This window comes from Arenimonas terrae (assembly GCF_006265115.1).
In the GTDB taxonomy this organism is placed as follows: Bacteria; Pseudomonadota; Gammaproteobacteria; order Xanthomonadales; family Xanthomonadaceae; genus Arenimonas; species Arenimonas terrae.
Genome location: NZ_SMDR01000001.1, coordinates 1,183,633 through 1,210,543 on the forward strand (window position 1 = coordinate 1,183,633; position 26,911 = coordinate 1,210,543).

At 71.3% G+C, this 26,911-nt stretch carries 22 protein-coding genes; 8 read left to right on the forward strand and 14 right to left on the reverse strand.

Translation table 11 applies throughout. The annotated features are described in order from the left end of the window. Nucleotides 1–9: 9 nt before the first annotated feature. Together E1B00_RS05765 and E1B00_RS05770 are read right to left on the reverse strand one after the other, a co-directional pair. The gene (locus E1B00_RS05765) at nucleotides 10–186 is read right to left on the reverse strand and encodes a 30S ribosomal protein THX (RefSeq protein WP_139446525.1); all 177 of its coding nucleotides are present in this window, start codon (nucleotides 184–186) and stop codon (nucleotides 10–12) included. An 84-nt stretch (nucleotides 187–270) separates the two neighbouring features. After that, nucleotides 271–714, reverse strand: coding sequence for a MerC domain-containing protein (locus tag E1B00_RS05770; RefSeq protein ID WP_425456446.1), 444 nt, complete (start codon nucleotides 712–714; stop codon nucleotides 271–273). 41 nt (nucleotides 715–755) lie between these two features. Here E1B00_RS05770 and E1B00_RS05775 point away from each other — a divergent pair, with 41 nt between their 5' ends. Further along, nucleotides 756–2,828: a TonB-dependent receptor gene (locus tag E1B00_RS05775; RefSeq protein ID WP_139446529.1), complete on the forward strand. Its 2,073-nt coding sequence runs from the start codon at nucleotides 756–758 to the stop codon at nucleotides 2,826–2,828. A gap of 32 nt (nucleotides 2,829–2,860) precedes the next feature. Here the strand turns inward: E1B00_RS05775 and E1B00_RS05780 are convergent, their stop codons facing one another. The 4 genes from E1B00_RS05780 to E1B00_RS05795 all read right to left on the reverse strand — a co-directional run bounded on the left by E1B00_RS05780 (nucleotide 2,861) and on the right by E1B00_RS05795 (nucleotide 6,574). Then, the gene (locus E1B00_RS05780; RefSeq protein WP_139446531.1) at nucleotides 2,861–4,135 is read right to left on the reverse strand and encodes a succinylglutamate desuccinylase/aspartoacylase family protein; all 1,275 of its coding nucleotides are present in this window, start codon (nucleotides 4,133–4,135) and stop codon (nucleotides 2,861–2,863) included. Next, nucleotides 4,111–4,599 (reverse strand): transcriptional repressor, encoded by a 489-nt coding sequence (locus E1B00_RS05785; protein ID WP_139446533.1) that lies wholly within the window; start codon nucleotides 4,597–4,599, stop codon nucleotides 4,111–4,113. Before E1B00_RS05785 ends, E1B00_RS05780 begins: the two co-directional genes overlap by 25 nt. 64 nt (nucleotides 4,600–4,663) lie before the next feature. Continuing rightward, entirely contained in the window at nucleotides 4,664–6,064 is a 1,401-nt protein-coding gene (gene gltX / locus E1B00_RS05790) for a glutamate--tRNA ligase (RefSeq protein ID WP_139446535.1), read from the reverse strand. 84 nt (nucleotides 6,065–6,148) lie between these two features. Continuing rightward, nucleotides 6,149–6,574 carry a DUF4399 domain-containing protein gene (locus E1B00_RS05795; RefSeq protein WP_139446537.1) on the reverse strand — a complete coding sequence of 142 codons (426 nt, stop codon included), beginning with the start codon at nucleotides 6,572–6,574 and terminating at the stop codon, nucleotides 6,149–6,151. A gap of 115 nt (nucleotides 6,575–6,689) precedes the next feature. Here E1B00_RS05795 and E1B00_RS05800 point away from each other — a divergent pair, with 115 nt between their 5' ends. After that, nucleotides 6,690–7,367, forward strand: coding sequence for a peptidylprolyl isomerase (locus E1B00_RS05800; RefSeq protein WP_139446539.1), 678 nt, complete (start codon nucleotides 6,690–6,692; stop codon nucleotides 7,365–7,367). Then, on the forward strand, nucleotides 7,364–8,080 hold the full coding sequence (gene lpxH / locus E1B00_RS05805; protein WP_139446542.1) for a UDP-2,3-diacylglucosamine diphosphatase: 717 nt from the start codon (nucleotides 7,364–7,366) through the stop codon (nucleotides 8,078–8,080). The genes E1B00_RS05800 and lpxH overlap by 4 nt, the downstream gene beginning before the upstream one ends. A gap of 27 nt (nucleotides 8,081–8,107) precedes the next feature. Here the strand turns inward: lpxH and E1B00_RS05810 are convergent, their stop codons facing one another. From E1B00_RS05810 to folC, 6 genes are read right to left on the reverse strand one after another with little or no spacing between them, the layout of a single operon-like run. Next, the gene (locus tag E1B00_RS05810; protein ID WP_139446544.1) at nucleotides 8,108–8,812 is read right to left on the reverse strand and encodes a hypothetical protein; all 705 of its coding nucleotides are present in this window, start codon (nucleotides 8,810–8,812) and stop codon (nucleotides 8,108–8,110) included. A gap of 4 nt (nucleotides 8,813–8,816) precedes the next feature. Continuing rightward, nucleotides 8,817–9,617: a ferritin-like domain-containing protein gene (locus E1B00_RS05815; RefSeq protein ID WP_139446546.1), complete on the reverse strand. Its 801-nt coding sequence runs from the start codon at nucleotides 9,615–9,617 to the stop codon at nucleotides 8,817–8,819. A 19-nt stretch (nucleotides 9,618–9,636) separates the two neighbouring features. After that, nucleotides 9,637–11,109, reverse strand: a complete 1,473-nt coding sequence (purF, locus tag E1B00_RS05820) for an amidophosphoribosyltransferase (protein ID WP_139446548.1) — start codon at nucleotides 11,107–11,109, stop codon at nucleotides 9,637–9,639. A 5-nt stretch (nucleotides 11,110–11,114) separates the two neighbouring features. Further along, nucleotides 11,115–11,681 (reverse strand): CvpA family protein, encoded by a 567-nt coding sequence (locus E1B00_RS05825; RefSeq protein ID WP_139446549.1) that lies wholly within the window; start codon nucleotides 11,679–11,681, stop codon nucleotides 11,115–11,117. 16 nt (nucleotides 11,682–11,697) lie between these two features. Continuing rightward, nucleotides 11,698–12,762 (reverse strand): SPOR domain-containing protein, encoded by a 1,065-nt coding sequence (locus E1B00_RS05830; RefSeq protein ID WP_139446551.1) that lies wholly within the window; start codon nucleotides 12,760–12,762, stop codon nucleotides 11,698–11,700. A gap of 60 nt (nucleotides 12,763–12,822) precedes the next feature. After that, on the reverse strand, nucleotides 12,823–14,070 hold the full coding sequence (gene folC / locus E1B00_RS05835) for a bifunctional tetrahydrofolate synthase/dihydrofolate synthase (RefSeq protein ID WP_139446553.1): 1,248 nt from the start codon (nucleotides 14,068–14,070) through the stop codon (nucleotides 12,823–12,825). A gap of 79 nt (nucleotides 14,071–14,149) precedes the next feature. Here folC and E1B00_RS15555 point away from each other — a divergent pair, with 79 nt between their 5' ends. Continuing rightward, nucleotides 14,150–14,311, forward strand: coding sequence for a hypothetical protein (locus E1B00_RS15555; protein ID WP_176693128.1), 162 nt, complete (start codon nucleotides 14,150–14,152; stop codon nucleotides 14,309–14,311). A 68-nt stretch (nucleotides 14,312–14,379) separates the two neighbouring features. Here E1B00_RS15555 and E1B00_RS05840 read toward each other — a convergent pair whose 3' ends face one another. Further along, entirely contained in the window at nucleotides 14,380–15,030 is a 651-nt protein-coding gene (locus E1B00_RS05840) for a histidine phosphatase family protein (RefSeq protein ID WP_139446555.1), read from the reverse strand. Continuing rightward, nucleotides 15,030–16,592: a phosphoglycerate dehydrogenase gene (gene serA / locus E1B00_RS05845; RefSeq protein ID WP_139446557.1), complete on the reverse strand. Its 1,563-nt coding sequence runs from the start codon at nucleotides 16,590–16,592 to the stop codon at nucleotides 15,030–15,032. Before serA ends, E1B00_RS05840 begins: the two co-directional genes overlap by 1 nt. A gap of 554 nt (nucleotides 16,593–17,146) precedes the next feature. On the opposite strand from serA, the gene E1B00_RS05850 reads away from it, so the two are divergent. From E1B00_RS05850 to rapA, 4 genes are all read left to right on the forward strand, one after another. Further along, on the forward strand, nucleotides 17,147–19,252 hold the full coding sequence (locus tag E1B00_RS05850; RefSeq protein WP_139446559.1) for a M13 family metallopeptidase: 2,106 nt from the start codon (nucleotides 17,147–17,149) through the stop codon (nucleotides 19,250–19,252). 635 nt (nucleotides 19,253–19,887) lie between these two features. Further along, the gene (locus E1B00_RS05855) at nucleotides 19,888–21,984 is read left to right on the forward strand and encodes a M13 family metallopeptidase (protein ID WP_139446561.1); all 2,097 of its coding nucleotides are present in this window, start codon (nucleotides 19,888–19,890) and stop codon (nucleotides 21,982–21,984) included. Between the two features lie 109 nt (nucleotides 21,985–22,093). Then, the gene (locus E1B00_RS05860) at nucleotides 22,094–23,998 is read left to right on the forward strand and encodes a M13 family metallopeptidase (protein ID WP_139446563.1); all 1,905 of its coding nucleotides are present in this window, start codon (nucleotides 22,094–22,096) and stop codon (nucleotides 23,996–23,998) included. Between the two features lies 1 nt (nucleotide 23,999). Then, a complete protein-coding gene (gene rapA, locus E1B00_RS05865) occupies nucleotides 24,000–26,894 on the forward strand; it encodes an RNA polymerase-associated protein RapA (RefSeq protein WP_139446565.1) in 2,895 nt (964 codons plus the stop codon). Nucleotides 26,895–26,911 lie beyond the last annotated feature (17 nt).

The window sequence follows — 26,911 nt, forward strand, 5'->3', positions numbered from 1 at the left end:
GGGGCGCGATTACTTGGCGGCGGCGGCCTTCTTGGCCGGAGCCTTCTTGGCCGGGGCCTTGGCGACCGGGGCCTTCACGGTGGCAGCCTTCGCGGCGGTCGGCTTCTTGACCGTCTGCGGACGGGCATTGCCGTGGCTGCCGGTGAAACGCTTGCCCTTGGCGGTCTTCTTGTCGCCCCTACCCATGGTGATTCCTTAGAAAGTGATGTTCGGTGAGGCGCGTAGCCTACCACCGCGCGCCCTGCCGACCAAGATGGCCGGCCCGGTGCCTCAGTGCGAATGGCCCCAGGACAGCCGCAGGTTGACCAGATGCGCCAGTGCGATCAGCACACCGCCGATGGCCATGGCCACCGCATGCGGCGTGATCGAATCGTGCAGCGGCGGATACAGATAGGCGCCCCAGATCAGCAGCAGGCCCGGCGCGACCAGCAGCCAGGCGTGGTAGGCGCGGTGGCCGCGGTAGCCCAGGTACAGGCTGATCAGGGCCAGCACCGTGGCGAAACTGCTGAAGGCGAATTCGAAGCCGTGCCAGGCCACGAGGCCCAGACCCAGGGCCGGCACCACCGCCAGCGCCACCGGGATCAGGGCGCAGTGCAGCGCGCAGATGAATGCGCCGACGGCGCCCAGGCGGTCGGCCCAGTGCGGCAGGTGGAACCTTCGCGGTTTGATCAGGCTGGCCATGACGTCCGGGGGATTGCGCTCAAGTTGGAACAATATAACATTCCGCCCCGAGCCCAGACAACCGGACCGTGACCATGCCCCGAATCCCCCGCCCCGCCGCCCTGACCACCGCCATCCTGCTGGCCCTGCCCGGCCTGGTCCTGGCCGACAACCGCGGCGACGCGCACGACCACGACACCGCCCGCACCCTCGATGCCGTCGAAGTGACGGCCTCGCCGCTGCGCAACGCCATCGACGACCTGGCCCGCCCGGTCGAGGTGCTCGCCGGCGAAGAGCTCGACGCCCGCAAGGCCGGCACCCTGGGCGAAACCCTGGAGCGCCAGACCGGCGTGCAGTCGTCCTACTTCGGCGCCGGCGTCGGCCGGCCGATCATCCGCGGCCAGGACGGCGCGCGCGTGCAGGTGCTCACCGGCGGCACCGGCGCCGCCGACGTGTCGACCATCAGCGCCGACCACGCGGTCACCATCGAACCCTTCCTCGCCGACCAGATCGAAGTGCTCAAGGGCCCCGCCACCCTGCTCTACGGCAGCGGCGCGATCGGCGGCGCGGTGAACGTGGTGGACGGCCGCGTGCCGACCCAGCGCGCCGGCCGCGACCTCACCGGCCGGGCCGAGATCCGCCACGGCAGCGTGTCGGACGAAAACACCGGCATGGGCCGCATCGACGCCGACGCCGGCCCGCTCACCTTCCACGCCGACCTTTTCCGCCGCGACAGCGGCGACTACCGCATTCCCGGCTACGCCTTTTCGCCCGAGCTCATCGCGGAGGAACTGGCCGAAGGCGAGGAGCTCGAACACTTCGCCCGCGGCAGGCTGCCCAACAGCGCGCTCACCACCGAAGGCGGCGCCGTCGGTGCCAGCTGGTTCGGCGAGCGCGCCTGGTTCGGCGCTTCGGCCAACACGTATCGCAGCAACTACGGCATCCCGCCCGGCGCGCACGCGCACGAAGGGGGCGAAGAGGAAGACGAGGAACACGGCGAGGAAGTCGTGCGCCTGGACCTGCGCCAGGACCGCCTGGACCTGCGCGGCGGCTTCCGCGGCCTGGGCCCGCTGCAGGAACTGAATTGGCGCGCCACCCGCAGCCAGTACGAGCACACCGAGTTCGAGGGCGACGCGGTCGGCACCGTGTTCGAGAACGAAGGCACGGAAGTGCGCCTGGAGGCGGTGCAGAACGAGATCGCCGGCTGGCGCGGCGCCTTCGGCCTGCAGTACGGCCGGCGCGATTTCGCCGCGATCGGCGACGAGGCCTTCGTGCCGCCTTCGGTCACCCGCGATGCCGGCCTGTTCCTGGTGCAGGAGCGCGACTTCGGCGACTTCAAGCTCGAGCTCGGCGCGCGCCACGACCGCGTGCGCATCGACCCCGAGGGCGCGCTGGCCGACGTCGAACGCAACGCCACCAGCCTCGCGGTCGGCGGCCTGTGGCGCTTCAGCGAGCTGATGCACCTGAGCATCAACCTGGACCGCGCCGAACGCGCGCCGACCGCCGAAGAGCTGTTCTCCGACGGCCCGCACATCGCCACCCAGAGCTACGAAATCGGTGACGCCGCGCTCGACAAGGAGTCGGCGACCAGTGCCGAGCTTGGCCTGCACCTGCACCAGGGCCGCTTCGAGGGCAAGCTGTCGGTGTACCGCACGGCCTTCGACGACTTCATCTACCTGTCCGACACCGGCGCCGAACTCGACGGCCTGCCGGTGCGCGCCTGGATCCAGGGTGACGCGACCTTCACCGGCTGGGAAGCCGAAGGCTCGGCCGAGTTGTTCGAGAACGCCAGCGGCCTGTGGACACTGCGCGTGTTCGCCGACGGCGTGGACGCGAAGCTCGACGATGGCGGCCGACTGCCGCGCATCGCGCCCGGCCGGGTGGGTGCCGACCTGAACTGGTCGCTGGCCGGCTGGCGCGCACGCATCGGCGCGGTGCGCGTGGCCGAGCAGGACGAGGTCGCGGCCGGCGAAAGCGCCACCGACGGCTACACGCTGGTCGACGCCGGCCTGGCCTATCACTGGGATGTCGGTGCGACCGGCTGGGAAGCCTTCCTCGAAGGCCGCAACCTGACCAACCAGGAAGCGCGCGCACACACGTCGTTCCTGAAGGACTTCGCGTCCCTGCCCGGCCGCAACGTCGCGGTGGGCCTGCGCGTCAGCTTCTGAGTTCCACCGGCGCAAGAAGCCGGCGGCGGGGACTATTCGTAGTCCTCGCCGTCCTCGACCTCGGCCGCTTCGGGCCGCTCTTCCGGATCTTCGGCCACCGGTTCGGGCGCATGCGGCATCGCCGCTTCCTGCACCGCCTGCTGTTCGCTGGTCTCGGTGCCCAGGTGGAAGGCGGCGTAACCCGGCAGCACGGCCTGGTTCTGCGACATGCCGATCACGCGGCCCGGCACCGGCGCCAGGATGTAGCGCTCGATATTGCTGACCGGGTCGACCACCCGGCCCAGGCGCTGGCCGGCGACCACCCGCTGGCCCAGCGCGACTTCGCTGATCAGCAGGCCGCCGGAATTGGCGCGCACCCAGCGCGAGTCCAGGAAGATCGGCGCCGGTTCGGCCTGCGCAGCCAGCGGCACGGCGTTGATCTCGACCACGTCGGCCTCGGCCTGGCGCATGCCCAGCTTGAGCATCAGCCGGTCGATGGCGGCGACGGCCTGGGCGATCTCGGCCGGTTCAAGCCTGGTCGGCGCGCCTGCCTCGAACGTGACCGAGGGAATGCCGACCGCGGTCGCGGCGGTACGCAGCATGCCGCGGTTGCCCGGGCTGTGCAGCACCACGGTGGCGCCGAAGCCGCGGGTGAACTCCAGCACGTCGGGCTGGGTCAGGTCGGCGCGCACCTGCGGCAGGTTGCTGCGGTCGAAGCTGCCGGTGTGGAAATCCACCAGCACATCGCAGTGGCGCACGATGTCCTGGAAGAAGCCATTGGCGATGCGCGAGGCGATGCTGCCGTGGCGGCTGCCCGGGAACGAACGGTTGAGGTCGCGCCGGTCCGGCAGGTAGCGCGAGCCGCGCGAATAGCCGAACACGTTGACGATCGGCACGCCGATCACGGTGCCCGACAGCCGGGTCGGGTCCACCGAGTGGGCGATGCGGCGCACGATCTCGACGCCGTTGATCTCGTCGCCGTGGATGCCCGCGACCAGGCACAGCACCGGGCCGGCCATCGCGCCGCGCGCCACCACCACCGGGCTGGCGATCTCGGCATTGCTGATGCCGCCGGCCGGGCGCCATTCCAGCTGCAGGCGCGTGCCGGGCACGACCAGGCGGTCGAGGATGGCCAGCGGCGTCACCAGCTCGGGCGCCGGCGGCAGCATTTCCGGCAGGGCGATGCCGGCCGGCGGCGTGGTCGGCGGCGTCGGCTCGCCGCCGGGCGGATCGACCGGGAAATCCTGCGCGGCCGCCGATGCGGCGGCCAGGGACAGCGCGAGCGCCAGCGCGCGGGTGCGCATCAGGCCGCCGAACAGGTTGCGCACAGGCCGTGCACCTCGAGGGTCTGCGCACGCGGCACGAAACCCAGGGCCTTGGCCTGGCTGTCGAGCAGCTGCGGGATGCGTTCGTCCTCCAGCTCGGTCGCCGCCTGGCAGTTGTCGCAGATCAGGAAGGGCACCGAATGGCGCGCGTGCGGGTGGTGGCAGCCGACGAAGGCATTGATCGAGGCCAGGCGGTGGATGAAGCCCTGCTCGAGCAGGAAATCCAGCGCCCGGTAGACCGTCGGCGGCGCGCTGCTGCCGTTCTGCGTCTTCATCGAATCGAGCAGGTCGTAGGCCTTCACCGGCTTGCCGGCCGCGGCGATCAGGCCCAGCACCTGGGCCCGCAGCGGGGTCAGGCGCAGGCCGCGCTCTTCGCAGGCCTTTTCGACCGCGTGCACGTAGCCGCTGGCATCGTGCACGTGATGCTCGGGGCTGGTGCAGTCGGTGTCGTGGGCGTGGCGTGGCATGGGGCTAGGGTGGGCCTTGGCCGGGGCGAAATCAATTCGCCGCGAGCCGTGCGGGGGCTCGGGTTCAGGCGGGAATCTTCGCCAGCGCGGCGTCGATGCGCGCCAGCGCGGCCTCGCGGCCGGCCAGGAACACCGTGTGGTCGATCGAGGGGCTGACCTGGGTGCCGGTGATGGCCACGCGCAGCGGCTGGGCGATCTTGCCCAGGCCGACGCCCAGCGCCGCGGCGGTGGCGTCCAGCGCGCCGTGCACGGCCGGAACCGACCACTCGCCCAGCTTCGCCAGTTCGCCGCGCACGGTGTCCAGCGGCGCCTTCGCGGCGGCCACCAGATGCTTGGCCACGGCCGCGTCGTCGTACACGGCCAGCGGCTGGTACCAGACCGCGGCGCGTTCGGCCATTTCCTTAAGGGTCTGCACGCGGTCGCGCAGCGCCACCACGACATCGGCGGGTTTCGGGCCCTTGGCCAGGTCGTAACCCGCGGCAACGAGCTGCGGCTCGAAGTGTTTCGCCACCTCGGCCGGATCGTCGGTCTTGAGGTAGTGCTGGTTGAGCCAGCCCAGCTTGGCCGGGTCCAGGCGCGAGGCCTTCTGGTTGACGTCCTCGATCGCGAACAGCGCCTTGAGCTCGTCGCGGCTGAAGATTTCCTGGTCGCCGTGCGACCAGCCCAGGCGCGCCAGGTAGTTCACCAGCGCATGCGGCAGATAGCCCTCTTCCTTGTACGACATCACGTTGGCCGCGCCGGAGCGCTTGGACAGCTTGGCGCCCTCCGGGTCGAGGATCATCGGCATGTGCGCGAAGTGCGGCACCGTCGCGCCCAGGGCCTTGTAGATGTTGATCTGGCGCGGGGTGTTGTTGACGTGGTCGTCGCCGCGGATGACGTCGGTGATGCCCATGTCCAGGTCGTCGACCACGACCGCGAAGTTGTAGGTCGGATAGCCGTCGGAGCGGAAGATGACGAGGTCATCGAGCTCGTCGTTGCTCCATTCGATGAGGCCCTTGATCTTGTCGTCGAACACCACCGTGCCGCCGATCGGGTTCTTGAAGCGGATCACCCGGTTCGGATCGTCGCGGTACGGCTCGTTGCGTTCGCGGTAGTGGCCGTTGTAGCGCGGCTTGAGCTGGGCGGCCATCGCCGCCTCGCGCATGGCCTCGAGCTCTTCCTTGGTCTCGTAGGCGTAGTAGGCCGTGCCGGCGGCGACCATCTGCTCGGCCACCTCGCGGTAGCGGTCCAGGCGCGCGGTCTGGAAGACCGGACCCTCGTCGTACTCCAGGCCCAGCCAGTCCATGGCCTCCAGGATCGCGTCGATCGCGGCCTGGGTGCTGCGCTCACGGTCGGTGTCCTCGACCCGCAGGATGAACTGGCCGCCGCGGCGGCGCGCCTCGAGGTAGCAGTACAGCGCCGTGCGGGCGCCGCCGATATGCAGGAAACCGGTCGGGCTGGGGGCGAAACGGGTGCGGCAGGTCATCGGGCCGGGCTCGGGGAACGGGAAGCCGGGCATTTTACGCGCTCGCCCCGGCCCCTGCTCGGGGGCCGGGACGGGCGGACCGGGTCACTTCACCGTGATGGTGATGACCTCGGAGGCCACGACCGGGTCGTGCGGGATGTGGCTGTGGTCGCCGACCAGCAGCTGCAGGGTGTGCTTGCCGGGCGCCAGAGTGAGCGTGGTCTCGGTCTGGCCCTTGCCGAAATGCAGGTGCCGGGCGTCGTTCGGGATCGGCTGGCCGGCGGGAGGCAGCGGCGCGTCCACGATCAGGTGGTGGTGACCGGTACCTTCGGCGACAGTGCCGGCCGGCGCCACGCCCATGCCGCGCAGGCCGAAGCGCACCTGCACCGGGCCGGTGACCGTTTCGCCGTCCTGGGGGCTGATGAAATACACCGCTGCGTCCGCGGGCGACGGTGTGCGCGGCAGCTCGGCGGCCAGGACAGCGCCGGCGAGCAGGCAGAGGGTGGACAGGCCGAGGGCGAGCGGCTTCATGGACGGATCTCCGTATCGATGGGGTTTTCCATCCTACCCGCGCCCGCCGCCGGCCGGGCTGAGGGCGGAGCCTGCGGTACCATGACCGTCGATCCTGCCTGCCCCGGAGCCGCGGATGCCGGTCCGTCCGATCCTGCTTTTCGCCTGCCTGCTGCTGACGCCACCCGCCTTCGCCACCGCCGTGCCGGCGCCGGCCGCGCCGCTGACGCCGCCGGTGGTCGCGCCGGCGCCGCAGCGGGTGCTGATGGTGACTTCGCTCGGCGAGATCACGATCGAACTCGACGCCGCCGCCGCGCCGAAGACGGTCGAGAACTTCCTGGCCTACGCGCGCGATGGCCACTACAACGGCACCGTCTTCCACCGCGTGGTGCCGGGCCTGCTGGTGCAGGGCGGCGCATTCACGCCCGACCTGCAGCAGAAACCGAGCCGCGCACCGGTGCCCAATGAGGCCGGCAACGGCCTGTCCAACCGCCGCGGCACGATCGCCGCCGCGCGCGACCGCGGCGTCAGCGATTCGGCCACGGCGCAGTTCTTCATCAACCTGGCCGACAACCCGCATTTCGACCGCGGCGACGGCGACAGCGCCTACACCGCCGGTTATGCCGTGTTCGGGCGCGTGCTGCAGGGCCTGGACGTGGTCGAGCGCATCGCCGCGCTGCCCACGTCCGCGCGCGGACCGTTCCCGGCCTGGGTGCCCGACACGCCGGTGGTGATCGAACGCGTGCAGCTGCTCGATCCGCTGCCGCCGCCCGCGCCGTCGCCGGCCGAACCGACGGAGCCTTCGACCCGATGACCGTGCTGTTCGTCTCCGACCTGCACCTGGACGCCTCGCGCCCGGCGATCACGGCCCTGTTCCTGGACTTCCTGGCCGGCGAAGCGCGCCAGGCCGAGGCGCTCTACATCCTGGGCGACCTGTTCGAAGCCTGGGTCGGCGACGACGATCCCGGCGAACCCGGCGCCTCGGTGTGCGCGACGCTGCGGGCGCTGGCCGCCCGCGGCGTGCCGGTGTTCCTGATGCGCGGCAACCGCGATTTCCTGTACGGCCAGGCCATGGCCGAACGCTGCGGCGCGACGCTGCTGCCCGACCCGTGCGTCATCTCGCTGCACGGCCGCCCCACCCTGCTGATGCACGGCGACCTGCTGTGCAGCGACGACGCGGCCTACCAGGCGTTCCGGCGCCAGGTGCGCGATCCGGCCTGGCAGGCGAACTTCCTTGCGCAACCGCTGCCGGCGCGGCAGGCCTTCGCCGCGCAGGCGCGCGCGGCCAGCAGGCAGCACCAGGCCGGCGTCTCGGAAATGATCACCGACGTCACGCCGGCCACGGTCGAAAGCACGCTGGCGAGCTACGGCGTCGACCGCCTGATCCACGGCCACACCCACCGCCCGGCCATCCATGCGCTGACCGTGAATGGCCAGCCCGCGATCCGGGTCGTGCTCGGCGACTGGTACGAGCAGGGCTCGGTGCTGCGCGCCAGCGCCGACGGCCTCGCGCTCACCGCGATCTGACGCCGGCGCCCCGTGCGCCGCGCGAACTCAGTCCAGCAGCGCCGGCGGCGGGCGGAAGCCGCCGACCTCGAACTCGAAGACCGGGACCAGGTGGCCCGAGCGCGGCAGCTGGACGCGCACGCGCTTGGCCGCGCGCATCGCGGCGAGGAAGCGTTCGCGCTCCTCGATGAACAGCGCCGGCCCCGTGCCGGTGTCGGCCGGGTCGCCGACGTAGGACTGCGCCTGGCCCTCGTCGAAGCGGATCTGCAGCCGGCACGGCGGCCCGCATTCGAGCGCCTTCTGGGTCAGCACCAGGTAGACGCTGTCGCCCCATTCGGGATGCCGGCGCAGGATCAGGCGCGCGTCCGGGATCGCCGCCACTTCGTCCTCTTCCGACTCGGGGCTGGTCTCGACCCGGCTGTAGATCGCGGCCGTGTGCTGGGTGCCGCCGGCGGCGGGAATGGCCTGGTATTCCCAAAGGCCGGCCAGACGGCGCATCTCGCGCATCGCCTCGGCTTCGGCGCGCACCTGGTCCAGAGTCGCGCGCATCGTCTTCGCGGCCTCGGTCTCGCCGTGGCGGCGGCGAAGCTCGTCGCCCCTGGCTTCGGCGATCTCCCAGTCGGCGTCGGCGCGCGCGGCCTCGTAGGCCTTCAGCAGTTCGGCGCCCTTGGCCTCGTCGAAGGCGGGGTCGACCTCGGCGGGCTGGCAGGCGGCCAGCGCCAGCGCGGACATCAGCAGCAGCTTGCGGATCATGCGGTCACTCCATCGCCTCGAGCAGGCGCATCTCGTCGTCATCAAAACCGGCGGCGGCGCGCGCCGGGCGGTTGAAGGGGCCCCGCACCGAACTGCGCGCGACCTCGCGCACCAGCCGGATGAACTCGGGCCCGGGCGCCAGGCCCTCGCGCGCGCAGCACCAGTGGTACCAGCGGGTGCCGGCGGCGACGTGGGCCACTTCCTCGCGCAGGATCACTTCCAGGATCTCCGCCGATACGGCGTCGCCGTTGCCGCGCAGCCGCGCGATCATGCCCGGCGTCACGTCCAGGCCGCGCGCCTCGAGCACGCGCGGCACCAGGGCCATGCGCACGCGGCAGTCGTCGGCGGTCTTTTCCGCCATCTCCCACAGGCCGTTGTGCGCGGCGTGGTCGCCGTAGGCCGCGCCCAATTCGGCCATCCGCGCGGACAGCATCGCGAAGTGGCGGGCCTCGTCGTCGGCCACGCCGACCCAGTCGGCGTAGTACCCGACTGGCATGCCGCGGAAGCGGTAGACCGCATCCCAGGCCAGGTTGACGGCGTTGAATTCGATGTGGGCAATGGCGTGCAGGAAGGCGGCGCGGCCTTCGACCGTGCCCATCCCGCGCTGCGGCACGTCGCGCGGATGCACCAGCCGCGGCGTTTCCGGCCGGCCCGGCGCGGTGATCGGCGCCGGCGGCGGCGCGTCGTCGGGAATACCAAGCTCGCCTGCGCGGAAGGCCGTCGCCGCGGCGTGCGTCAGCGCGACCTTGCGGGCCGGCTCGGCCTCGTCAAGACAGGCGCGGGCGGCATCGAACAGCGAGCGCATGTCTCCGCCCGGCGCCGGCTCAGGACGCGCGCCGCTTGCGCTTGGCGTCGTCGCTGCGAAGCTGCTGGATGCGTTCGAAATAACCGGGCTCGATGCCGGTGACGTATTCGCCGCTGAAGCAGGAGCTGTCGAAACGTTTGCCCGGGAACTTCGGGCCGGCGACCGCCGCCTCGAGGTCGGCCAGGTCCTGGTAGATCAGCCAGTCGCAGCCGAGCAGCTTCTCGATCTCGGCCTCGCTGCGGCCGTGCGCCACCAGCTCCTCGGCCGAGGGCATGTCGATGCCGTAGATGTTCGGGTGCCGTACCGGCGGCGCCGCCGAGGCCAGGTACACCTTCTTGGCGCCGGCGTCGCGCGCCATCTGCACGATCTGCTGACTGGTGGTGCCGCGCACGATCGAGTCGTCCACCAGCAGCACCACCCGGTCCTTGAACTCCAGCGGGATCGGGTTGAGCTTGCGGCGCACCGATTTCACGCGCTCGCCCTGTCCCGGCATGATGAAGGTGCGGCCGACGTAGCGGTTCTTGATGAAACCCTCGCGGTACTTCACGCCCAGCACGTTGGCGATCTCCAGCGCGGCGTCGCGCGAGGTGTCCGGGATCGGGATCACGGTGTCGATGCCGTGGTCGGGCCGCAGGCGCAGGATCTTCTGGCCCAGGGTCACGCCCATGCGCATGCGCGCCTTGTGCACCGAGATGTTCTCGATCATCGAGTCCGGGCGGGCGAAATACACGTACTCGAAGATGCAGGGCGCGTGCTGCTGCGCCTCGGCGCAGACCTCGGCGTGCAGCTGGCCGTTGCCGGTGATCACCACCGCCTCGCCCGGCTGGATGTCGCGCTCGCGCACGAAGCCCAGGATGTCGAGCGCGACGCTTTCCGACGCCACCGCGTAGTCGGTGCCGCCGTCGGCGCGCTGGCGCTTGCCCAGCACCAGCGGCCGGATGCCGTGCGGGTCGCGGAAGGCGACCAGGCCCAGGCCCAGCACCATGCTCACCACCGCGTAGCCGCCGGTGCAGCGGCGGTGCACGCCGGCGACCGCGGCCACCGCGGCCTGCGGCGTCAGCGCGCCCTGCGCCTGCAGTTCGTGCGCGAACACGTTCAGCAGCACCTCGGAGTCGGACTCGGTGTTGACGTTGCGCTTGTCCTGCTCGAACACCAGGCGCCGCAGCGCGTCGGTGTTGATCAGGTTGCCGTTGTGCGCCAGGGCGATGCCGTAGGGCGAGTTCACGTAGAAGGGCTGCGCTTCATCCGAACCTTCTGAACCGGCGGTCGGGTAGCGGCAGTGGCCGATGCCCACTCGCCCGGTCAGCAGCGCCATCGCGTCCTCGTCGAAGACCTCCTTCACCAGGCCGTTGCCCTTGTGCAGGCGGACCTTGTTGCCGTCCATCGTGGCGATGCCGGCCGCGTCCTGGCCGCGGTGCTGGAGCACCGTCAGGCCGTCGTACAGGGCCGCCGCGACGTCGCTGGCGCCGGCGATTCCGATGATGCCGCACATAGGTTTCAGGTCTCCGGAACAGGGGGGGCGGCCGCGTCCTGCGGCTCGCCGGAAAGGAAAGGTTCGGTCGCCTCGGGCGGCGCCTCGAACCGGACATGCTCGGCCGCGGCCGGCGGCAGGAAACCCACCATCCACTCGGCGCCGCGCTGCACGCCCGGGATGAAGCGCGACTGCGACCACCAGGCGTCCTGCGGCACCGGTGTGAAGCCCAGCAGCATCACTGCCACGCAGGCCAGCACCAGGCCGCGCGCCAGCCCAAAACCCAGGCCCAGCACCCGGTCGGTGCCCGACAGCCCGGTATTGGCGATCAGCTTGCCGATGCCCCAGGTGGCCAGGCCGCCCAGGACCAGCACGACCAGGAACACGCCGGCATACCCGAGGAACAGCCGCGCCGAGGGTTCGTCGACGCCGGTGAGATATGCGGCCACATCGGCGCCGAACCCGATCGACAGCCAGAACGCACCGATCCAGACCGTGAGCGACAGCACCTCGACCACGAAGCCCCGCCACACGCCGATCGCCATCGAGATCGCGAGCACGACCAGCAGCGCGTAGTCGGCCCAGTTCAGCATCGGCGGCAGGTCCGGGTCACGGGTGCGAGACGACGATCGCGTCCTTCAGGCCCAGCTTGCTGGCCACCTGCTCGCGCAGCCGGTCGGCGGCGGCACGGTCGGCCTCGGGGCCCACGCGCACGCGCCAGACGGCGCCACGGTCGGTGTTGATGCGCTGGTGGAAGGCGACGAAGCCGGCCGCTTTGGCGCGGTCGCGCAGGGCGCTGGCATCGGCCTCGGAGCTGAGCGCGCCGAGCTGGACCGCGAAGCCCACGTCGGCGGCCGCCGCAGGGCGCGGCGTCGGCGCACTGGCCGCCGGGGCCGGACGCGCCGCCGCCCCGGCATCCAGGGCAATCACCGGCGCGGACCCGCCGGTCACGCCCTCCACGCGCAGGCGCGCGGCTTCGGCGACGGTGCGCTCGGCGTAGGGGCCGACGCGCAGGCGCATCGCCGGCTTGCCGCCGACGTCCACCGTCTCGCTGGTCAGCGGCAGGCCCTGGGCGCGCAGCTTGTCGGCCAGGGCGCGGGCATTGGCGAGGTTGGAGAAGCTGCCGACGTTGACCACGTAGCGGCCACCGGCGGTGCTGGCCGGCAGCGGCGCGGCGGGTGCGGGTGCGGGTGCGGGTGCGGGTGCGGGTGCGGGTGCGGGTGCCGGGGTGGCGGCGACCGGCGCCGGCGCGGGAGTTTCGGGTTCCGGCGTCGCGGGCGTCGGGGCCAGGGGCTCGCCGCTGGCGGCGTCCACCGCCGCGATGGGTTCTTCGTCCACCGGCGCCACGACCGGATCGGCGGCGTCCGGGCCCGCGCTGCCGCCCACCGGCCGGCCGTCGGGGCCGAGCGTGACCAGGGCATCGGGATCGGCCGCGCCCGGGGGCGCGGTGTCCAGGCCCAGCACGCCGTCTTCCGGAGTGTCCTGGGCGGGAAGCGTCAGCGGCAGTTCGCGGGTCTCGAACTCCTGGTCCGGCGCGGCCGGCATGTCCAGCGGCACCTGCGCGGCATCGGGTTCGGCGGTGTCGGGCCCCATCAGCAGCATGGGCAGGAAGATCATGGCCAGCGCCACCAGCACGGCGGCGCCGACCAGGCGCTGTTTCAGGGCGGAATCCATCGGGATTTCAGTCCGGCCGGGAGAGGCGCGAATTATAGCCGGGATGCCGGCGCCGCCGGTTCAGTCGGCGGCCAGGGCTTCAGCCACCGTGTGGAATGAACCGAATACCAGCACGCGGCCGTCGGGCCCGGCCGCGCGCGTCGCCGCGGCCAGGGCCTCGGCCAGGCTGCGGTGCGGGTGCAGGATCTCGGCCGGCAGGTGCTCGGCCAGGCGCCGCGCCAGTTCCTCGACGGCGAGCCCGCGCGGGCCGGCGTCGGTGATCGGGCCCAGGTGCCAGCCCTGCAGGTAGGGCGCGACCGGGGCGCTGATGCCGGCCAGGTCCTTGTCGGCCAGGGCGCTGAACACCGCCACGGTCGACTTCGGGTGGGCCGCCAGCCATTCGGCCAGCTGGCGCGCGCCCTGCGGATTGTGGGCCACGTCGAGCACGCGCTCGGGGCGGCCGGGCAGCCGCTGCAGGCGGCCGGGCACCCGGGCCGAACGCACGCCTTCGCGGATCGCCGCGTCGGGAATCGGCAGATCCAGCGCGCGCAGCGCCGCGATCGCGGCCGCCGCGTTGCCGCGCTGGGCCGGCGCTTCCAGCGCGGGTTCGGGCAGGTCGATCTGGTAACCCGGCTCGCGCCAGCGCCAGCCGCCCTCGATGACGTCGATCAGGTAATCCGAATGGCCGCGGATGGCGAACGCACCGATCGCGTAGGCGCGCCGCAGCACCGACGAGGGAGGGTCCTTCTCGGCCAGCACTGCGGGCCTGCCGGCGCGCAGGATGCCGGCCTTCTCGGCGCCGATGCTTTCGCGGTCGTCGCCCAGGTAGTCCTGGTGGTCCAGGTCCACCGTGGTGATCACCGCGACGTCGGGGTCGATGATGTTGGTGGCGTCCAGGCGGCCGCCCAGGCCGACCTCGAGGATCGCCAGGTCCAGCCCCGCGGCCTCGAAGAGCAGCAGCGCGGCCAGGGTGCCGAATTCGAAGTAGGTCAGCGGGATCTCGCCGCGGGCGGCCTCGATGCGCTCGAAGGCCGCGACCAGCGCGGCATCGTCCGCGTCGGCGCCATCGACGCGCACCCGCTCGTTGTAGCGGCGCAGGTGCGGCGAGGTGTAGGCGCCGACCTTCAGCCCAGCGGCGCGCGCGATCGCCTCCAGGAAGGCGACCGTCGAGCCCTTGCCATTGGTGCCGCCGACCGTGACCACGGCGCGCCCGGGACGGCCCAGGCCGAGCCGGCGCGCGACCTCGCCCACCCGTTCCAGGCCCATGTCGATGGACTTGGGGTGGACCGACTGCTGATAGTCCAGCCACTGCGCGAGGGTTCGATTCATGGCGGCATTATCCGCCGCCGGACCGCCGCGGAGCAGCCCCAGCGGTTAGACTGGCGGCATTCCAGACGCCGAGCGCCCCATGGCCAAGCCCAATTATTCGTTCGAGAAGCGCCAGCGCGAACTCGCCAAGCAGAAGAAGAAGGCCGAGAAGGAAGCCGAGAAGGCGGCCCGCAAGCGTGCCGGCCAGCCGCCCGAGGCCGAAACCCCCGAAGACGCTGATCCGGCCGCCTCCGCGGACTGATCCCGCGAGGGCCGATGGACCCAACGACCGTGACGCCAGGATCGGCCTGATCCTGGCGCCCTCGCCGCTCACAGCGCCCGGTGCACCGCCTCGCCGAACAGCGCGGTGTGATGGCCGCAGTCGTTCAGCCGCACCACCTCCAGCGCATCGGCCGACGGTCCCTCGAGCAGGTTGATCGTGGTCGGCGCCTGCCGGAAGGTCCACAGCCGCGACAGCGGCAGGCCGAGGATGCGGCACAGGATCACGCGGTTCACCGCGTCGTGCGCCACCACCAGCAGCGTGTCGTCGGCGCCCAGGCCGGCGCAGGCGCGCTGGAACGCCGGCCAGGCGCGGTCGAGCACTTCCACGATCGACTCGCCGCCGGCGCCGGGCATCTGCACCGTCTCGGGCTTTTCGCGCCAGGCGCGCAGGCGCACCGGATCGCGTTCGCGGATCTCCGCGGCCAGCAGGCCCTCCCAGTCGCCGTGCGCGATTTCCTTCAGGCCCTCGTCGAAACGCAGGCTGGCCGCACGCGCCTCGCCGAGCGCGAGCTCGGCGGTGCGGCGCGCGCGCACCAGGGGCGAAGCGACGGCGCGCGCGATGTCGACGCCGGCCAGGCGTTCGCCGAGCAGGCGCGCCTGGCGCTCGCCGTTTTCCGACAGCGCGATGTCCATCTGGCCCTGGTAGCGGCCTTCGGCGTTCCAGGGCGTTTCGCCGTGGCGTGCGAGCAGGACCTTCATCAGACCTGCTCCATCGCGACGATGCCCGGGATGCCGCGCAGCGAAGCCAGCTGCGCCTCTGGCACCTCGCGATCGACCGTGATCGCCGCCACCGCGCCGCCGTCGCCGGTGGCGCCCAGCGAGAAGTTGACGATGTTCACGCCCGCCGCGCCCAGGTGCGAACCGACCAGGCCGATCACGCCGGGTTTGTCCTCGTTGCGCATCAGCAGGATGTGCGCCAGCGGATCGAAATCGAGTTCGACGCCGTCCAGGCGCACCACGCGCGGGCCGCGGTGCAGGGTCGCCTCGATCTCCCGCACCACGCCGCCGCCCTGCACGCGGATGCGCAGCAGGCGGTCGAAACCGTCGCCGTCGCCGCCCAGGGTTTCGGCCACTTCCAGCCCACGTTGCGCCGCTTCCTGCAGCGCGTTCACCGGCGTGACGCGGCCAGAGGCCGGGCCCAGCAGCGAGGCGACGAGCAGGCGTGTCAGCGGCCGCGTATCCAGGCCCTCGGTGCGGCCGGCATAGGTGACCTGCAGCTTCACCGGCGCCGGAACCAGCTTGGCCGCGAGCTTGCCCAACGCGGTCATCAGCGGCATCCACGGCCCCACTTCGCGCGCGGTTTCCGGCGTCAGCGGCGGCAGGTTGACGCAGCCGGCGACGGCGCCGGTGGCGACGAAGTCGATGATCTGCCGCGCCAGGATGGTGCTGACCGCCTGCTGCGCCTCGCCGGTGCTGGCGCCCAGGTGCGGGGTCAGGATCAGTTTCGGGTTGCCGCGCAGGGGCGAGTCCTTGGGCAGCGGTTCGGTCACGAAGGTGTCGAGCGCGGCGCCGCCCAGGTGGCCTTCGTCCAGCAGCTTCAGCAGCGCGTCCTCGTCCACCAGGCCGCCGCGGGCGGCGTTCACCAGGAAGGCGCCCTTCTTCATCGTGCGCAGGCGCGCCTCGTTGAGCAGGTTGGTGGTTTCCTTGGTGCGCGGGATGTGCAGCGTGATCACGTCGGCCCAGGCCAGCAGCTCGTCGAGCGCCATCAGCGGCACGCTGCCCTTGCCCGCCGCGGACGCCGGCAGGAAGGGATCGTGCGCGGCCACTTCCATGCCGATGCCCTGGGCCTTGCGCGCGACCGTGGCGCCGATGCGCCCGAGACCAATCACGCCGAGCTTCTTGCCCTCGAGCTCGAAACCGGTGAGGCCGGCCTTGGGCCATTCGCCGGCCTTCATGCCGGCGTCGGCGCGCGGCACGTGCCGGGCCAGGGCGAACAGCAGCGAGATCGCATGTTCGGCGGCAGCCAGGGTATTGCCGTCGGGCGCGTTCATCACGGCGATGCCGCGGGCAGTGGCGGCCTCGACGTCGATGGTGTCGACGCCGGCGCCGGCGCGGCCGATCACCTTCAGGGCGCCGGCCTTGGCCAGCGATTCGGCCGAGACCAGGGTCGCCGAGCGAACCAGCACCGCGTCGAAGCCCTCGAGCTTCGCGGCGAGTTTCGCGGCGTCCTTGATCGGTTCGGACACCTCGACCGTCCATCCCGCATTGCGGAACAGCGCCAGGCCGTCCTCATGGATGCCATCACAGGCCAATACGCGCATAACCCTCTCCTCATTCGACAGCGGTGGGAGACCGGACGGCACGCCCCGGAGCCGGGGCGCGCAGGCCGGGCTCGGATTCAGGTCGCGGAAACGCCAACGCCCGCCGCGGCGGGAGCTTGGGTACGCAGGAAATCCACCGTCTGCCGGCGCACGGACGTGCGGGCAAGGAGAGACGACGCCGGGAGGCGATCGAATCGCGCGATTGCGCTGTGACCTTCAGAAAGCCGATGCGGAACGACGCCACCGGCGTGACTGCGGGTCTGGAGACGGGGCTTCATGAGCATGGGAGTCCAGGACCTACGAGCCCACCATAACGAACAACGAGGCCAAAGAAAACCGGCCCGTCATTGCCCGACCAGGTAGCGAGCCCCGTCCCCTCTTCGGCAAAGCCGAAGCCCCCTCCCGCCCCCCGCCCGAAATCGGCGGTGAGGAGCTGGACGCGCCCCCCTCGCACCCGCACTCGCGAAAAGCCCGCCAAAGCATGACCAATGGCCTACACCCAGCCCCACCAAACCCCCTACCCTCGCCGTTCCGTACCCGCATCCGGACCCGCCATGACCCCGCGCCTGAAGCCGCTCGCCCTCGCCCTTTCGATCACCGTCGCCCTGGCCGCCTGCCAGAAACCGGCCGAGGCGCCCGCGGACACCGCCGCCGCCGCCGAACCGCCCAAGCTCACGATCGACCTGGCCAAGGTCGCCCAGCAGCCGATCTCGCTGCAGGCCGCCGACCTCGACCCGTCCATCGCTGCCTGCCAGGACTTCAACGGCTTCGTGAACGCGAAATGGCTCGCTGCCAACCCGGTGCCGGGCGACCGCACCACCTGGGGCGCCTTCGCGGCGCTGGGCGAGCGTTCGCTGCAGGTCCAGCACGAGCTGGCCAAGGCCGCGGCCGCCGGCACCTGGGCCGCCGGCACGATGGAACAGAAGGTCGGCGACTTCTTCGCCGCCGGCATGGACGAGGCCAAGATCGAGGCCGCCGGCATCACGCCGATCCAGCCCGACCTGGACCGCATCGCCGCGCTCACCGCCACCTCCGAGATCCCCGCCTACCTCGGCGAGGCCTACGCCAAGGGCCAGGGCATGCTGTTCGGCTTCTTCGCGATGGCCGACTACAACGACTCGAACACCAACATGGCCTACGCCATCCAGGGCGGCCTGTCCCTGCCCGAGCGCGCCTACTACCTGGAAGACCGCGAGGACTACAAGACCGCGCGCGCCGCCTTCCTCGAACACGTGGCCAAGGTGCTGACGCTCGCCGGCGCCGATGCCGAAACCGCCAAGGCGCAGGCGCAGCAGGTCATGGATTTCGAGACCCGCCTGGCCAAGGCCTCGCTGGGCCGACTCGAGCTGCGCGACCCGGCCAGCCGCTACAACCCGGTCGCGCTGGCCGACGCCGACGCCAGCACGCCGAACTTCAGCTGGACCGCCTTCTTCGCCGCGCTCGACGTCGAGGCGCCCAAGACCTTCTCGCTGGCCACGCCGGGCTTCTTCAAGGAATTCGACGCGATGCTGGCCGATGTGCCGCTGGAGCAGTGGCAGACCTGGCTGCGCTTCCGCACGATCGACGGCGCCTCGCCCTACCTCAGCAGCGCCTTCGAGCAGGCCAACTACGAGTTCTACCGCAAGACGCTGGCCGGCCAGGCGCAGATGCAGGAGCGCTGGAAGCGCGTGCTCGGCGCGCTGAACGGCTCGATGGGCGAAGGTTTCGGCCAGATCTACGTCGCCCAGGCCTTCCCGCCCGAATCCAAGGCCAAGATGGAAGCCCTGGTGCAGAACCTGATGGCTTCGCTCAAGGGCCGGCTGGAGAACCTGGAGTGGATGAGCGCCGAGACCAAGGCCAAGGCGCTCGAGAAGTGGTCCAGCTTCACGCCCAAGATCGGCTACCCGGACAAGTGGCGCGACTGGAGCGGCCTGTCGGTGGCGCGCGACAGCTACGCCGCCAACCTGATGGCCGCCGCCGCCTTCAACATGCGCTACAACCTCGACAAGATCGGCAAGCCGGTGGACCGCAGCGAATGGGGCATGAGCCCGCAGACGGTGAACGCCTATTACCGTTCCACCGCCAACGAGATCGTGTTCCCGGCCGCGATCCTGCAGCCGCCGTTCTTCGACGCCAATGCCGACGACGCGCTCAACTACGGCGGCATCGGCGCGGTGATCGGCCACGAGATGCTGCACGGCTTCGACGACCAGGGCAGCAAGTTCGACGCCGCCGGCAACATGGCCAACTGGTGGACCGACGCCGACCGCGCCAAGTTCGAGGCCGCGACCACCAAGCTCGCGGACCAGTACAGCGGTTACGAGGCGCTGCCGGGGCTGTTCGTCAACGGCAAGCTGGGCCTGGGCGAGAACATCGCCGACCTCGGCGGCGTCACGGTCGCCTACGACGCGCTGAAGAAGGCGCAGGGCGAGAACTTCTCCGACCCGATGATCGACGGGTACACGCAGGACCAGCGCTTCTTCATGAACTGGGCGACGGTGTGGCGCGTGGCCTTCACCGAGGCGCAGCTCAAGCAGCAGATCACGGTCGGCCCGCATTCGCCGGGCATGTTCCGGGCGGTCGGCCCGGCGCAGAACCTGCCGGCCTTCGCCGCCGCCTTCCAGTGCAAGGCCGGCGACAAGATGGTCCGCTCCGAAAACGACCGCGTCGTCATCTGGTAATCCCGCGCGTTTCTCACCCCGGGCAGTCCGCTGCCCGGGGTTTTCTTTTACCCCCGGCCGCGTGCTCCGCAAGTAGATCAAGTGCTCGCGGGCGGTTGATCCGGCGTGCGCCGTCCCGCATCGCTATAGTCCCCTGCCCGCTCAGTCGGCGCGGCGTCCTGCCCACCGATTCGCGGCCGCTACGGCATCCTGCCTTCGCTTCAGGGGACTATAGCGATGCGTGCCGTCGCCACGACTCTTCCTCGCGGGCCGATGGGACAAGCGCGTGCCCCCAAAAGGCACGAAGGCTCGTCGCCGGAACAACCGGTCTCGCCAACAGGCCAGGACACCCGATGCTGCCTTTAGATCGAAACCCCGGCCCGGACGGTCCGGAGGCCGTCGTGCGAGGGTCATTTTCCGGGGCATCGAAAACACGGACGTTTTCGATGAGCCTCCATGGATGGATTCACGGCGTCCCCGGGAAATGACCCTCGTGCGGCGGCCTGTCGCCAAGCACGATCCCGGCGCCACCAAGGTGAGGGGTGACCTTCGACCTATGCCGGGTCCCGGCGAAGGGTCCAGAATCAGCCGCCCGCCGCGCTGCCGACGGCCGATCCCACCTTTCCGAACGCGCCCCGCGGCGCCTGGAGCCATACGTGACCCTTCGCTCGATCAAACCCCTGACCCTGGCCCTCGCGGTCACCGTCGCCCTCGCCGCCTGCCAGAAGACCGAGGCCCCGGCCGAAACCGCCGCCGCGCCGGAACCCGCCAAGCCCCTGGTCGACCTGGCTGCGCTCAAGACCCCGATCATCTCCTTCCAGGCCGCCGACCTCGACACCAGCATCGCCGCCTGCACCGACCTCAACGGCTTCGTCAACGGCAAGTGGCTGGCCGCCAACCCGGTGCCGGCCGACCGCACCACCTGGGGCAGCTTCGAACTGCTGGCCGAACGTTCGCTCGAGATCCAGCAGAAACTGGTCGAGAACCTGGCCGCGCAGACCGACGCCACCGGCACCGCCAAGCTCATCGGCGACGTCTGGGCCACCGGCATGGACGAGGCCGCGATCAATGCCGCCGGCCTGACCCCGATCCAGCCGATCCTGGACGAGATCGCCGCCGTCGACTCCCCGGAAGCCATCGCCGGCCTGCTGCGCAGCAGCTACGCCAAGGGCCAGGGCTACGTCTTCGGCTTCGGCCCGAGCCCGGACTTCAAGAACTCCACCGTCAACATCGCCTACGCCGGCCAGGCCGGCCTGGGCCTGCCGGACCGCGGTTACTACTTCGACGAGAAGCATGCCTCGGTGCGCGAAGCCTATGTCGCCCACATCGGCAACATCCTCAAGCTCGCCGGCGCCGACGACGCCACCGCCGCCGCGCTGGCCAAGGACGTGATGGCCTTCGAGACCCGCCTGGCCAAGGTCTCGATGTCCAGCGAGGAGCTCTCGCGCGACGTGTCCAAGTACTACAACCCGGTCTCGGTCGCCGACGCCGACGCCCTGACCCCGAACTTCAAGTGGTCGGCCTTCTTCGAATCGCAGGGCCTGGCCGCGCCGGAGATGTTCTCGCTGGCCCAGCCGGACTTCCACAAGGAAGTGAACGCGATGCTGGCCGACGTGCCGGTCGCCACCTGGCAGGCCTACCTGCGCTACCAGACCATCGACAATGCCGCGCCCTTCCTGGCCGATGCGTTCGCGCAGGAAAACTTCAACTTCTACGGCAAGACCCTGCGCGGCCAGCAGGAAATGCAGCCGCGCTGGAAGCGCGTGCTCAACACCATCAACAACCAGATGGGCGAGGCTCTGGGCCAGGAATACGTCGAGGTGGCGTTCTCGCCGGAAGCCAAGGCGCGCATGCAGACCCTGGTCGGCAACCTCGGCGAAGCCCTGAAGGCGCGCATCGAGGCGCTGGACTGGATGGGCGCCGACACCAAGGCCAAGGCCCTGGAGAAGTGGGCGGCCTTCACGCCGAAGATCGGCTACCCGGACAAGTGGCGCGACTGGAGCGGCCTGAGCACGGCCCGCGACAGCTATATCGCCAACCTGATGGCCACCAGCGAGTTCAACTACAAGTTCAATCTCGCCAAGATCGGCCAGCCGGTGGACAAGACCGAATGGGGCATGAGCCCGCAGACGGTGAACGCGTACTACAACCCGCTGGCCAACGAGATCGTGTTCCCGGCCGCGATCCTGCAGCCGCCGTTCTTCGACGCCAACGCCGACGACGCGCTCAACTACGGCGGCATCGGCGCCGTGATCGGCCACGAGATGATCCACGGCTACGACGACCAGGGCAGCCGTTTCGACGCCAAGGGCAACTTCGAGAACTGGTGGAGCGACGAGGACATGAGCGGCTTCAAGGCGCGCACCGACAAGCTGGTGGCGCAGTTCGACGCCTACGAGTCCATCGACGGCCTGCACGTGAACGGCAAGCTGACCCTGGGCGAGAACATCGCCGACCTGGGCGGCCTGGCCGTGGCCTACGACGCCCTGCAGCGCGAGCTGCAGAACAAGCGCGTCGCCGAAATCGACGGCTACAGCCCGGACCAGCGCTTCTTCATGAACTGGGCCACCGTCTGGCGCCGCAACTTCAAACCCGAAGAGCTGAAGGTGCGCCTGGAAACCGACCCGCACGCGCCGGCCAACTTCCGCGCCATCGGTGCGCCGTCGAACCTGCCGACCTTCGCCGCCGCGTTCGGCTGCAAGGCCGGCGACGCGATGGTCCGGGCCGACGACGCCAAGGTCGCGATCTGGTAAGTCCCCGCCGCCACGCGGCTGAAGGAACGGCCCGGCTTGTCCGGGCCGTTTTTTTTGGGGCGGGCGGGGGCGGGGCGTTAGAATCCCCTCCCCCCTCGTGGAGCCAACGATGTCCTCCCGCCCGAAGCCCCTGCTCGCCCCCCTGCTCGGCAGCCTGCTGCTGACCCTGGCCGCCGCCCCGGTGGCCGCCCAGCGCGCCCCGGCCGTCCCCCAGGCCTGCGCCGACTTCTATTCCCACACCAATGCCGCCTGGCTGCGGGCCAACCCGCTGCCGGCCAATGCCGACCACTTCAGCCGCTGGGACCAGCTGATCGCCCTGGGCCGGACCCAGCGCGACCAGGTGCTGGCCGCGACCACGGCCCCGGCCGGCGCCACGGTGTCGGTGCGCCTGGCCGACCTGTTCGCCAGCGCCGAGAACGAGGCCGCGATCGAAGCCGCCGGCCTGCGCCCGATCGAGCCGCTGCTGGCCATCGTCAACCGGATCAAGCGCACGAAGGACGTCGCCAAGGCCGTCGCCAGCCTGCATGCGGCCGGCATGCCGGTGCTGGTGGACCTGCAGGTGCTGCGCGACAACACCGGCAAGCCCTATGCCCAGGTCGGCCCGGCCGGCATGGGCCTGCCCGACCCGGGCTTCTACGCCAGCACCGACCCGCTGGTGCAGCCGGTCGAGCAGAAGTACCAGGCCGCGGTGTCCGAGTGGCTGCGCCTGACCGGCACGCCGGCGAACAAGCTGGCGGCGGAAACCGCCGCGGTGCTGCAGATCGAGCGCGACCTCGCGAAATCCGTGCTGGCCGCCGCGCCGTTCCAGGTGATGGCTGCCAAGGACGCGGCCAAGGTGGCCGGCGCGCTCGACCTCGACGGCGTGCTCACCGCCCACGGCCTCAAGGCCAGCCAGGTCGCGATGACCGGCCCCGGCTTCTTCCAGGCCGTGAACCAGCACCTGGCCAAGACCAAGCCCGAGCTGTGGCGGGCCTATCTGCGTGCGCAGATCGCCCGCGACATGGCCCCGACCCTGGGCAAGGCCTTCCATGGTCCCTGGGCCGACCTGTACGAAGTGACGCTGGCCGGCCAGCCCGCGCCGACCTCGCGCGCCATCCGCGCGCGCCAGGTGCTGGAAGCGCGCGTGCCGGAGTTCCTGGACGCGGCCTACACCCAGCGCTTCCTGCCGGTGCCGCGCCAGCAGCGCGCGCAGGCGATCGCCACGGCCGTGAAGGCCAGCGCGCTCGCCGCCGTCGACCGTGCGGCCTGGCTCAGCGCCGAGGGCAAGGCCGGTGCCCGCCAGCGCCTGGAGGCGATGCAGGTGCAGGTCGGCAGCGAAGTGCCGGACAACGTCTTCGACGATCTGCGCTTCTCGCGCGACGACCTCGCCGGCAACGTGCTCAACCTGCGCCGCTGGCTGATGAAGTACGCGCTGGTGCGCGCCCGCTTCGCCTGGCCGGCCGAACAGTGGCAGCCGCTGGTGGTCTGGCTGCCGCAGGAGAACCGCCTGCTGGTCACCGCCGCCACCCTGCAGCCGCCGCTGCTCGACGATGGCGGCAGCGCGGCCGACTTCGGCGGTCTCGGTGCGCTGGTCGGCCAGCAGATGAGTCTGGCCCTGCAGACCTGGAGCGGCGCCGACGCCGCCGCCTGGAACGCGCGCACGCAGCCGCTGGTTGCGCAGTACAACGTCTATTCCGCCACCGGCGGCGCGACCCGCGTGAACGGCACCCGCAGCTTCGCCCAGAACCAGGCCGACCTGGCCGGGCTGGAGCTGGCCTGGGGCGCGCTCAACGCCGGCGGCGCGCCGGATGCCAACGCTTCCAAGGCCTTCTTCACTGGCTGGGCCACGCTGTGGGCGCGCCAGGACAAGGCGACCGCGCTGGCCGCGGCGCAGGCGACTGCCGACCACGCGCCGTCGAAGTGGCGGGTGAACGGCCCGCTCGCCAACCTGCCCGCCTTCGGCCAGGCCTTCGGCTGCCGCGCCGGCAGCGCGATGCAGCGCCCGGCCAAGCAGCAGGTCGCCCTGTGGCGTTGACGTGAACAATTTCGCGCCCGGACAGCGCTGGTTCTCCAGCGCCGAACCCGAACTCGGCCTGGGCACGGTGCTGCGCCTGGCCGGGCGCCAGGTGCAGATCGTCTTCACCGGCACCGGCGTGGTGCGCATGTACGCGCTGGGGTCGGCGCCGCTGCTGCGCGCGGTGTTCCGTCCTGGCGAGCGCGTGCGCATCGGCGGCGCCGACAAGACCGTCGAACGCGCGGAGCTGCACGAGCTGCTGATCCACTACACCTGCGACGGCCAGGTGCACCCCGAAGGCGAGCTCGACGCCGAACAGCCGGTGTCGCAGGCCGACTCGCGCCTGCTGTCCGGGCGCGTGGACCGCAACGACCAGTTCGAGTTCCGGCGCGAATGCCTGCAGCGCCGCGCCGAGGCGCGCGCGCATGCCGGCTGGGGCGTGCTGGGCGCGCGCATCGACCTGATCCCGCACCAGCTGCGTGTCGCCGCGATGGCCGGCGAGCGCCGGCCGCCGCGCCTGCTGCTGGCCGATGAAGTCGGCCTGGGCAAGACCATCGAGGCCTGCCTGATCGCCGCCCAGCAGCTGGCGACCGGCCGCGCGCGGCGCGTGCTGGTGCTGGTGCCGGAAAGCCTGGTGAACCAGTGGTTCGTCGAACTGCTGCGCCGCTTCAACCTGCCCTTCGCGATCTACGACGAAGAGCGCTGCGAATCGCTGGAGCTGACCGAGCCCAAGGCCAACCCGTTCGAGGACGAACAGTGCGTCATCGCCTCGGTGGACTGGCTGGCCAGCCATGAAAAGCGCGCACGCCAGGCCCTGGCCGCGGGCTGGGACCTGCTGCTGGTGGACGAGGCGCACCACCTGGTGTGGACGCCGGAGTTCTCCAGCCCCGGCTACGCCCTGGTCGAAGCGCTGGCGCTGCGCACGCCGGGCCTGCTGCTGCTGACCGCGACGCCGGAGCAGCTCGGCCTCGGTGGCCACTTCGCGCGCCTGCGCCTGCTCGACCCGGCGCGTTACACCGACCTGGAAGCCTTCCGCGCCGACGCGCGCGGTTACCTCGAACTGTCCGCGCTGGCCGAACGCCTTCTCGACGGCCAGACCCTCACCACCGGCGACATGCAGCGGCTGGCTGCGCTGTTCCCGGACGAAGGCGATGAGCTGGCGCGCCGCCTGGGCCGCATCGCCGGCGGCGACGAGGGCGAGCGCGACGCCCTGCTCGCCGACCTGGTCGACCGTCACGGCACCGGCCGGGTGATGGTGCGCAACCGCCGCGCCGGTCACTCCCGGCATCCTGCCTCCCGTGACACTGGTGCATCCATGCACGGCGCGGTCGGCGGTTTCCCGCGCCGCCTGCCCGCGATCACCGCCCTGCCCGACCCGGACGAACCGACCGTTCTGGGCCGTCTGCGCGCCGAGTTCGCGCACGACGTCGGCGAGACCGACGATGAGCCTTCGCACGACTATGCCCGCGATCCGCGCACCGACTGGCTGCTCGGCATCCTCGACGCCGTCGCGCCGGCCAAGGTGCTGCTGCTGTGCCGTTCGCGCGCCAAGGTGCAGGCGCTGGAGGAGGCGCTGCGCCTGCGCAGCGGCCTGCAGGTCGCGCGTTTCCACGAAGACATGAACCTGCTGCAGCGCGACCGCAACGCCGCGTTTTTCGCCGACCCGGAGGGCGCGCGCCTGCTGATCGCCAGCGAGATCGGCGCCGAGGGCCGCAACTTCCAGTTCGCCCAGCACCTGGTGATGTGGGACCTGCCGCTGCACCCGGACATGCTGGAGCAGCGCATCGGCCGCCTGGACCGCATCGGCCAGCGCGGCGACGTGGTGATCCATGCCGCGGCGGTGCCCGGCAGCGCCCAGGAAGTGCTGCTGCGCTGGGTGCACGAGGGCCTGGACGCCTTCCGCGGCGTGCTGGCCGATGGCCGTGAGCTGCTGCGCGCCTTCGGCGCCGAACTGCTGCAGCTGGCGGCGCAGGACGCCGACGCGCGCGAGCCGGCGCTGACCGAGCTGATCGAACGCAGCAGGGAAAAACACGCCGAACTCGCCCGCATCATCGCCGAGGGCCGCGACCGCCTGCTCGAACTCGGCAGCCGCGGCAGCGACGGCGGCGAGCTGCTGGCCGCGCTGCAGGAAGACGACCGCCACGCCGGCATGGACGACCATGCCCTGCGCCTGCTCGAGCAGTTCGGCGTGCACAACGAGCCGCTGGCCGCCGGCCTGTGGCTGCTCGATCCCGAACACGTCACCGTGGACGGCTTCGAGGAGCTCAAGAACGGTCCGCGCACCGCCACCTTCGACCGCGCCACCGCGCTCGCGCGCGACGACCTGCTCTACCTGCGCGCCGACCACCCGTTGCTGCTTTCCGCCGGCGAACTGCTGGTGTCGGGCGAAACCGGCAACGCCGCCTTCCTGGTCGACGACAGCCTGCCGCCGCGCACCGTGGTGCTGGAGGCGGTGAACGTGCTCGAGTGCGTCGCGCCCGCGGGCCTGGACATCGAACGCTACCTGCCGCCGGCGCCGCTGAGCGTGGCGGTGGACACGCGGCTGCAGGTGCGCGCCGATTTCGCGCCCGGCGAGCGCGCGCGCCTGCGTGCGGGCGACCGCGTGTTCGACCTCTCGCCGCAGCGCAAGATCCTCGCCGCCCTGGTGCCGCCCATGCTCGAGCGCGCCCGCGAGGAAACCCAGGCCGTGGCCCAGGCCCGCATCGCCGAAGCGATCGCCAAGGCCGACACGCTGCTGTCGAACGAAGCCCAGCGCCTGCGCGCCCTGGCCCGGGTCAACCCGGCCGTGCGCCCGGAAGAGATCGCCGCGCTGGAAAAGGAGCGCGAGTCCCTGCTCGCGATCCTGCCCACCGCCCGCCCGCGCCTGGACAGCCTGCGCCTGGTGGCGAGCACGGACTTCCTGCAGCTGCGGCGCTGATCGCGGCGCAGCCCGGA

Coding starts and splice junctions, on each gene's coding strand:
- E1B00_RS05765 (WP_139446525.1), bottom strand. CDS start 186: ATGGGTAGGGGCGACAAGAAGACCGCCAAGGGCAAGCGTTTCACCGGC.
- E1B00_RS05775 (WP_139446529.1), top strand. CDS start 756: ATGCCCCGAATCCCCCGCCCCGCCGCCCTGACCACCGCCATCCTGCTG.
- E1B00_RS05785 (WP_139446533.1), bottom strand. CDS start 4,599: ATGCCACGCCACGCCCACGACACCGACTGCACCAGCCCCGAGCATCAC.
- gltX (WP_139446535.1), bottom strand. CDS start 6,064: ATGACCTGCCGCACCCGTTTCGCCCCCAGCCCGACCGGTTTCCTGCAT.
- E1B00_RS05795 (WP_139446537.1), bottom strand. CDS start 6,574: ATGAAGCCGCTCGCCCTCGGCCTGTCCACCCTCTGCCTGCTCGCCGGC.
- E1B00_RS05800 (WP_139446539.1), top strand. CDS start 6,690: ATGCCGGTCCGTCCGATCCTGCTTTTCGCCTGCCTGCTGCTGACGCCA.
- lpxH (WP_139446542.1), top strand. CDS start 7,364: ATGACCGTGCTGTTCGTCTCCGACCTGCACCTGGACGCCTCGCGCCCG.
- E1B00_RS05810 (WP_139446544.1), bottom strand. CDS start 8,812: ATGATCCGCAAGCTGCTGCTGATGTCCGCGCTGGCGCTGGCCGCCTGC.
- E1B00_RS05815 (WP_139446546.1), bottom strand. CDS start 9,617: ATGCGCTCGCTGTTCGATGCCGCCCGCGCCTGTCTTGACGAGGCCGAG.
- purF (WP_139446548.1), bottom strand. CDS start 11,109: ATGTGCGGCATCATCGGAATCGCCGGCGCCAGCGACGTCGCGGCGGCC.
- E1B00_RS05825 (WP_139446549.1), bottom strand. CDS start 11,681: ATGCTGAACTGGGCCGACTACGCGCTGCTGGTCGTGCTCGCGATCTCG.
- E1B00_RS05830 (WP_139446551.1), bottom strand. CDS start 12,762: ATGGATTCCGCCCTGAAACAGCGCCTGGTCGGCGCCGCCGTGCTGGTG.
- folC (WP_139446553.1), bottom strand. CDS start 14,070: ATGAATCGAACCCTCGCGCAGTGGCTGGACTATCAGCAGTCGGTCCAC.
- E1B00_RS15555 (WP_176693128.1), top strand. CDS start 14,150: ATGGCCAAGCCCAATTATTCGTTCGAGAAGCGCCAGCGCGAACTCGCC.
- E1B00_RS05840 (WP_139446555.1), bottom strand. CDS start 15,030: ATGAAGGTCCTGCTCGCACGCCACGGCGAAACGCCCTGGAACGCCGAA.
- serA (WP_139446557.1), bottom strand. CDS start 16,592: ATGCGCGTATTGGCCTGTGATGGCATCCATGAGGACGGCCTGGCGCTG.
- E1B00_RS05850 (WP_139446559.1), top strand. CDS start 17,147: ATGACCCCGCGCCTGAAGCCGCTCGCCCTCGCCCTTTCGATCACCGTC.
- E1B00_RS05860 (WP_139446563.1), top strand. CDS start 22,094: ATGTCCTCCCGCCCGAAGCCCCTGCTCGCCCCCCTGCTCGGCAGCCTG.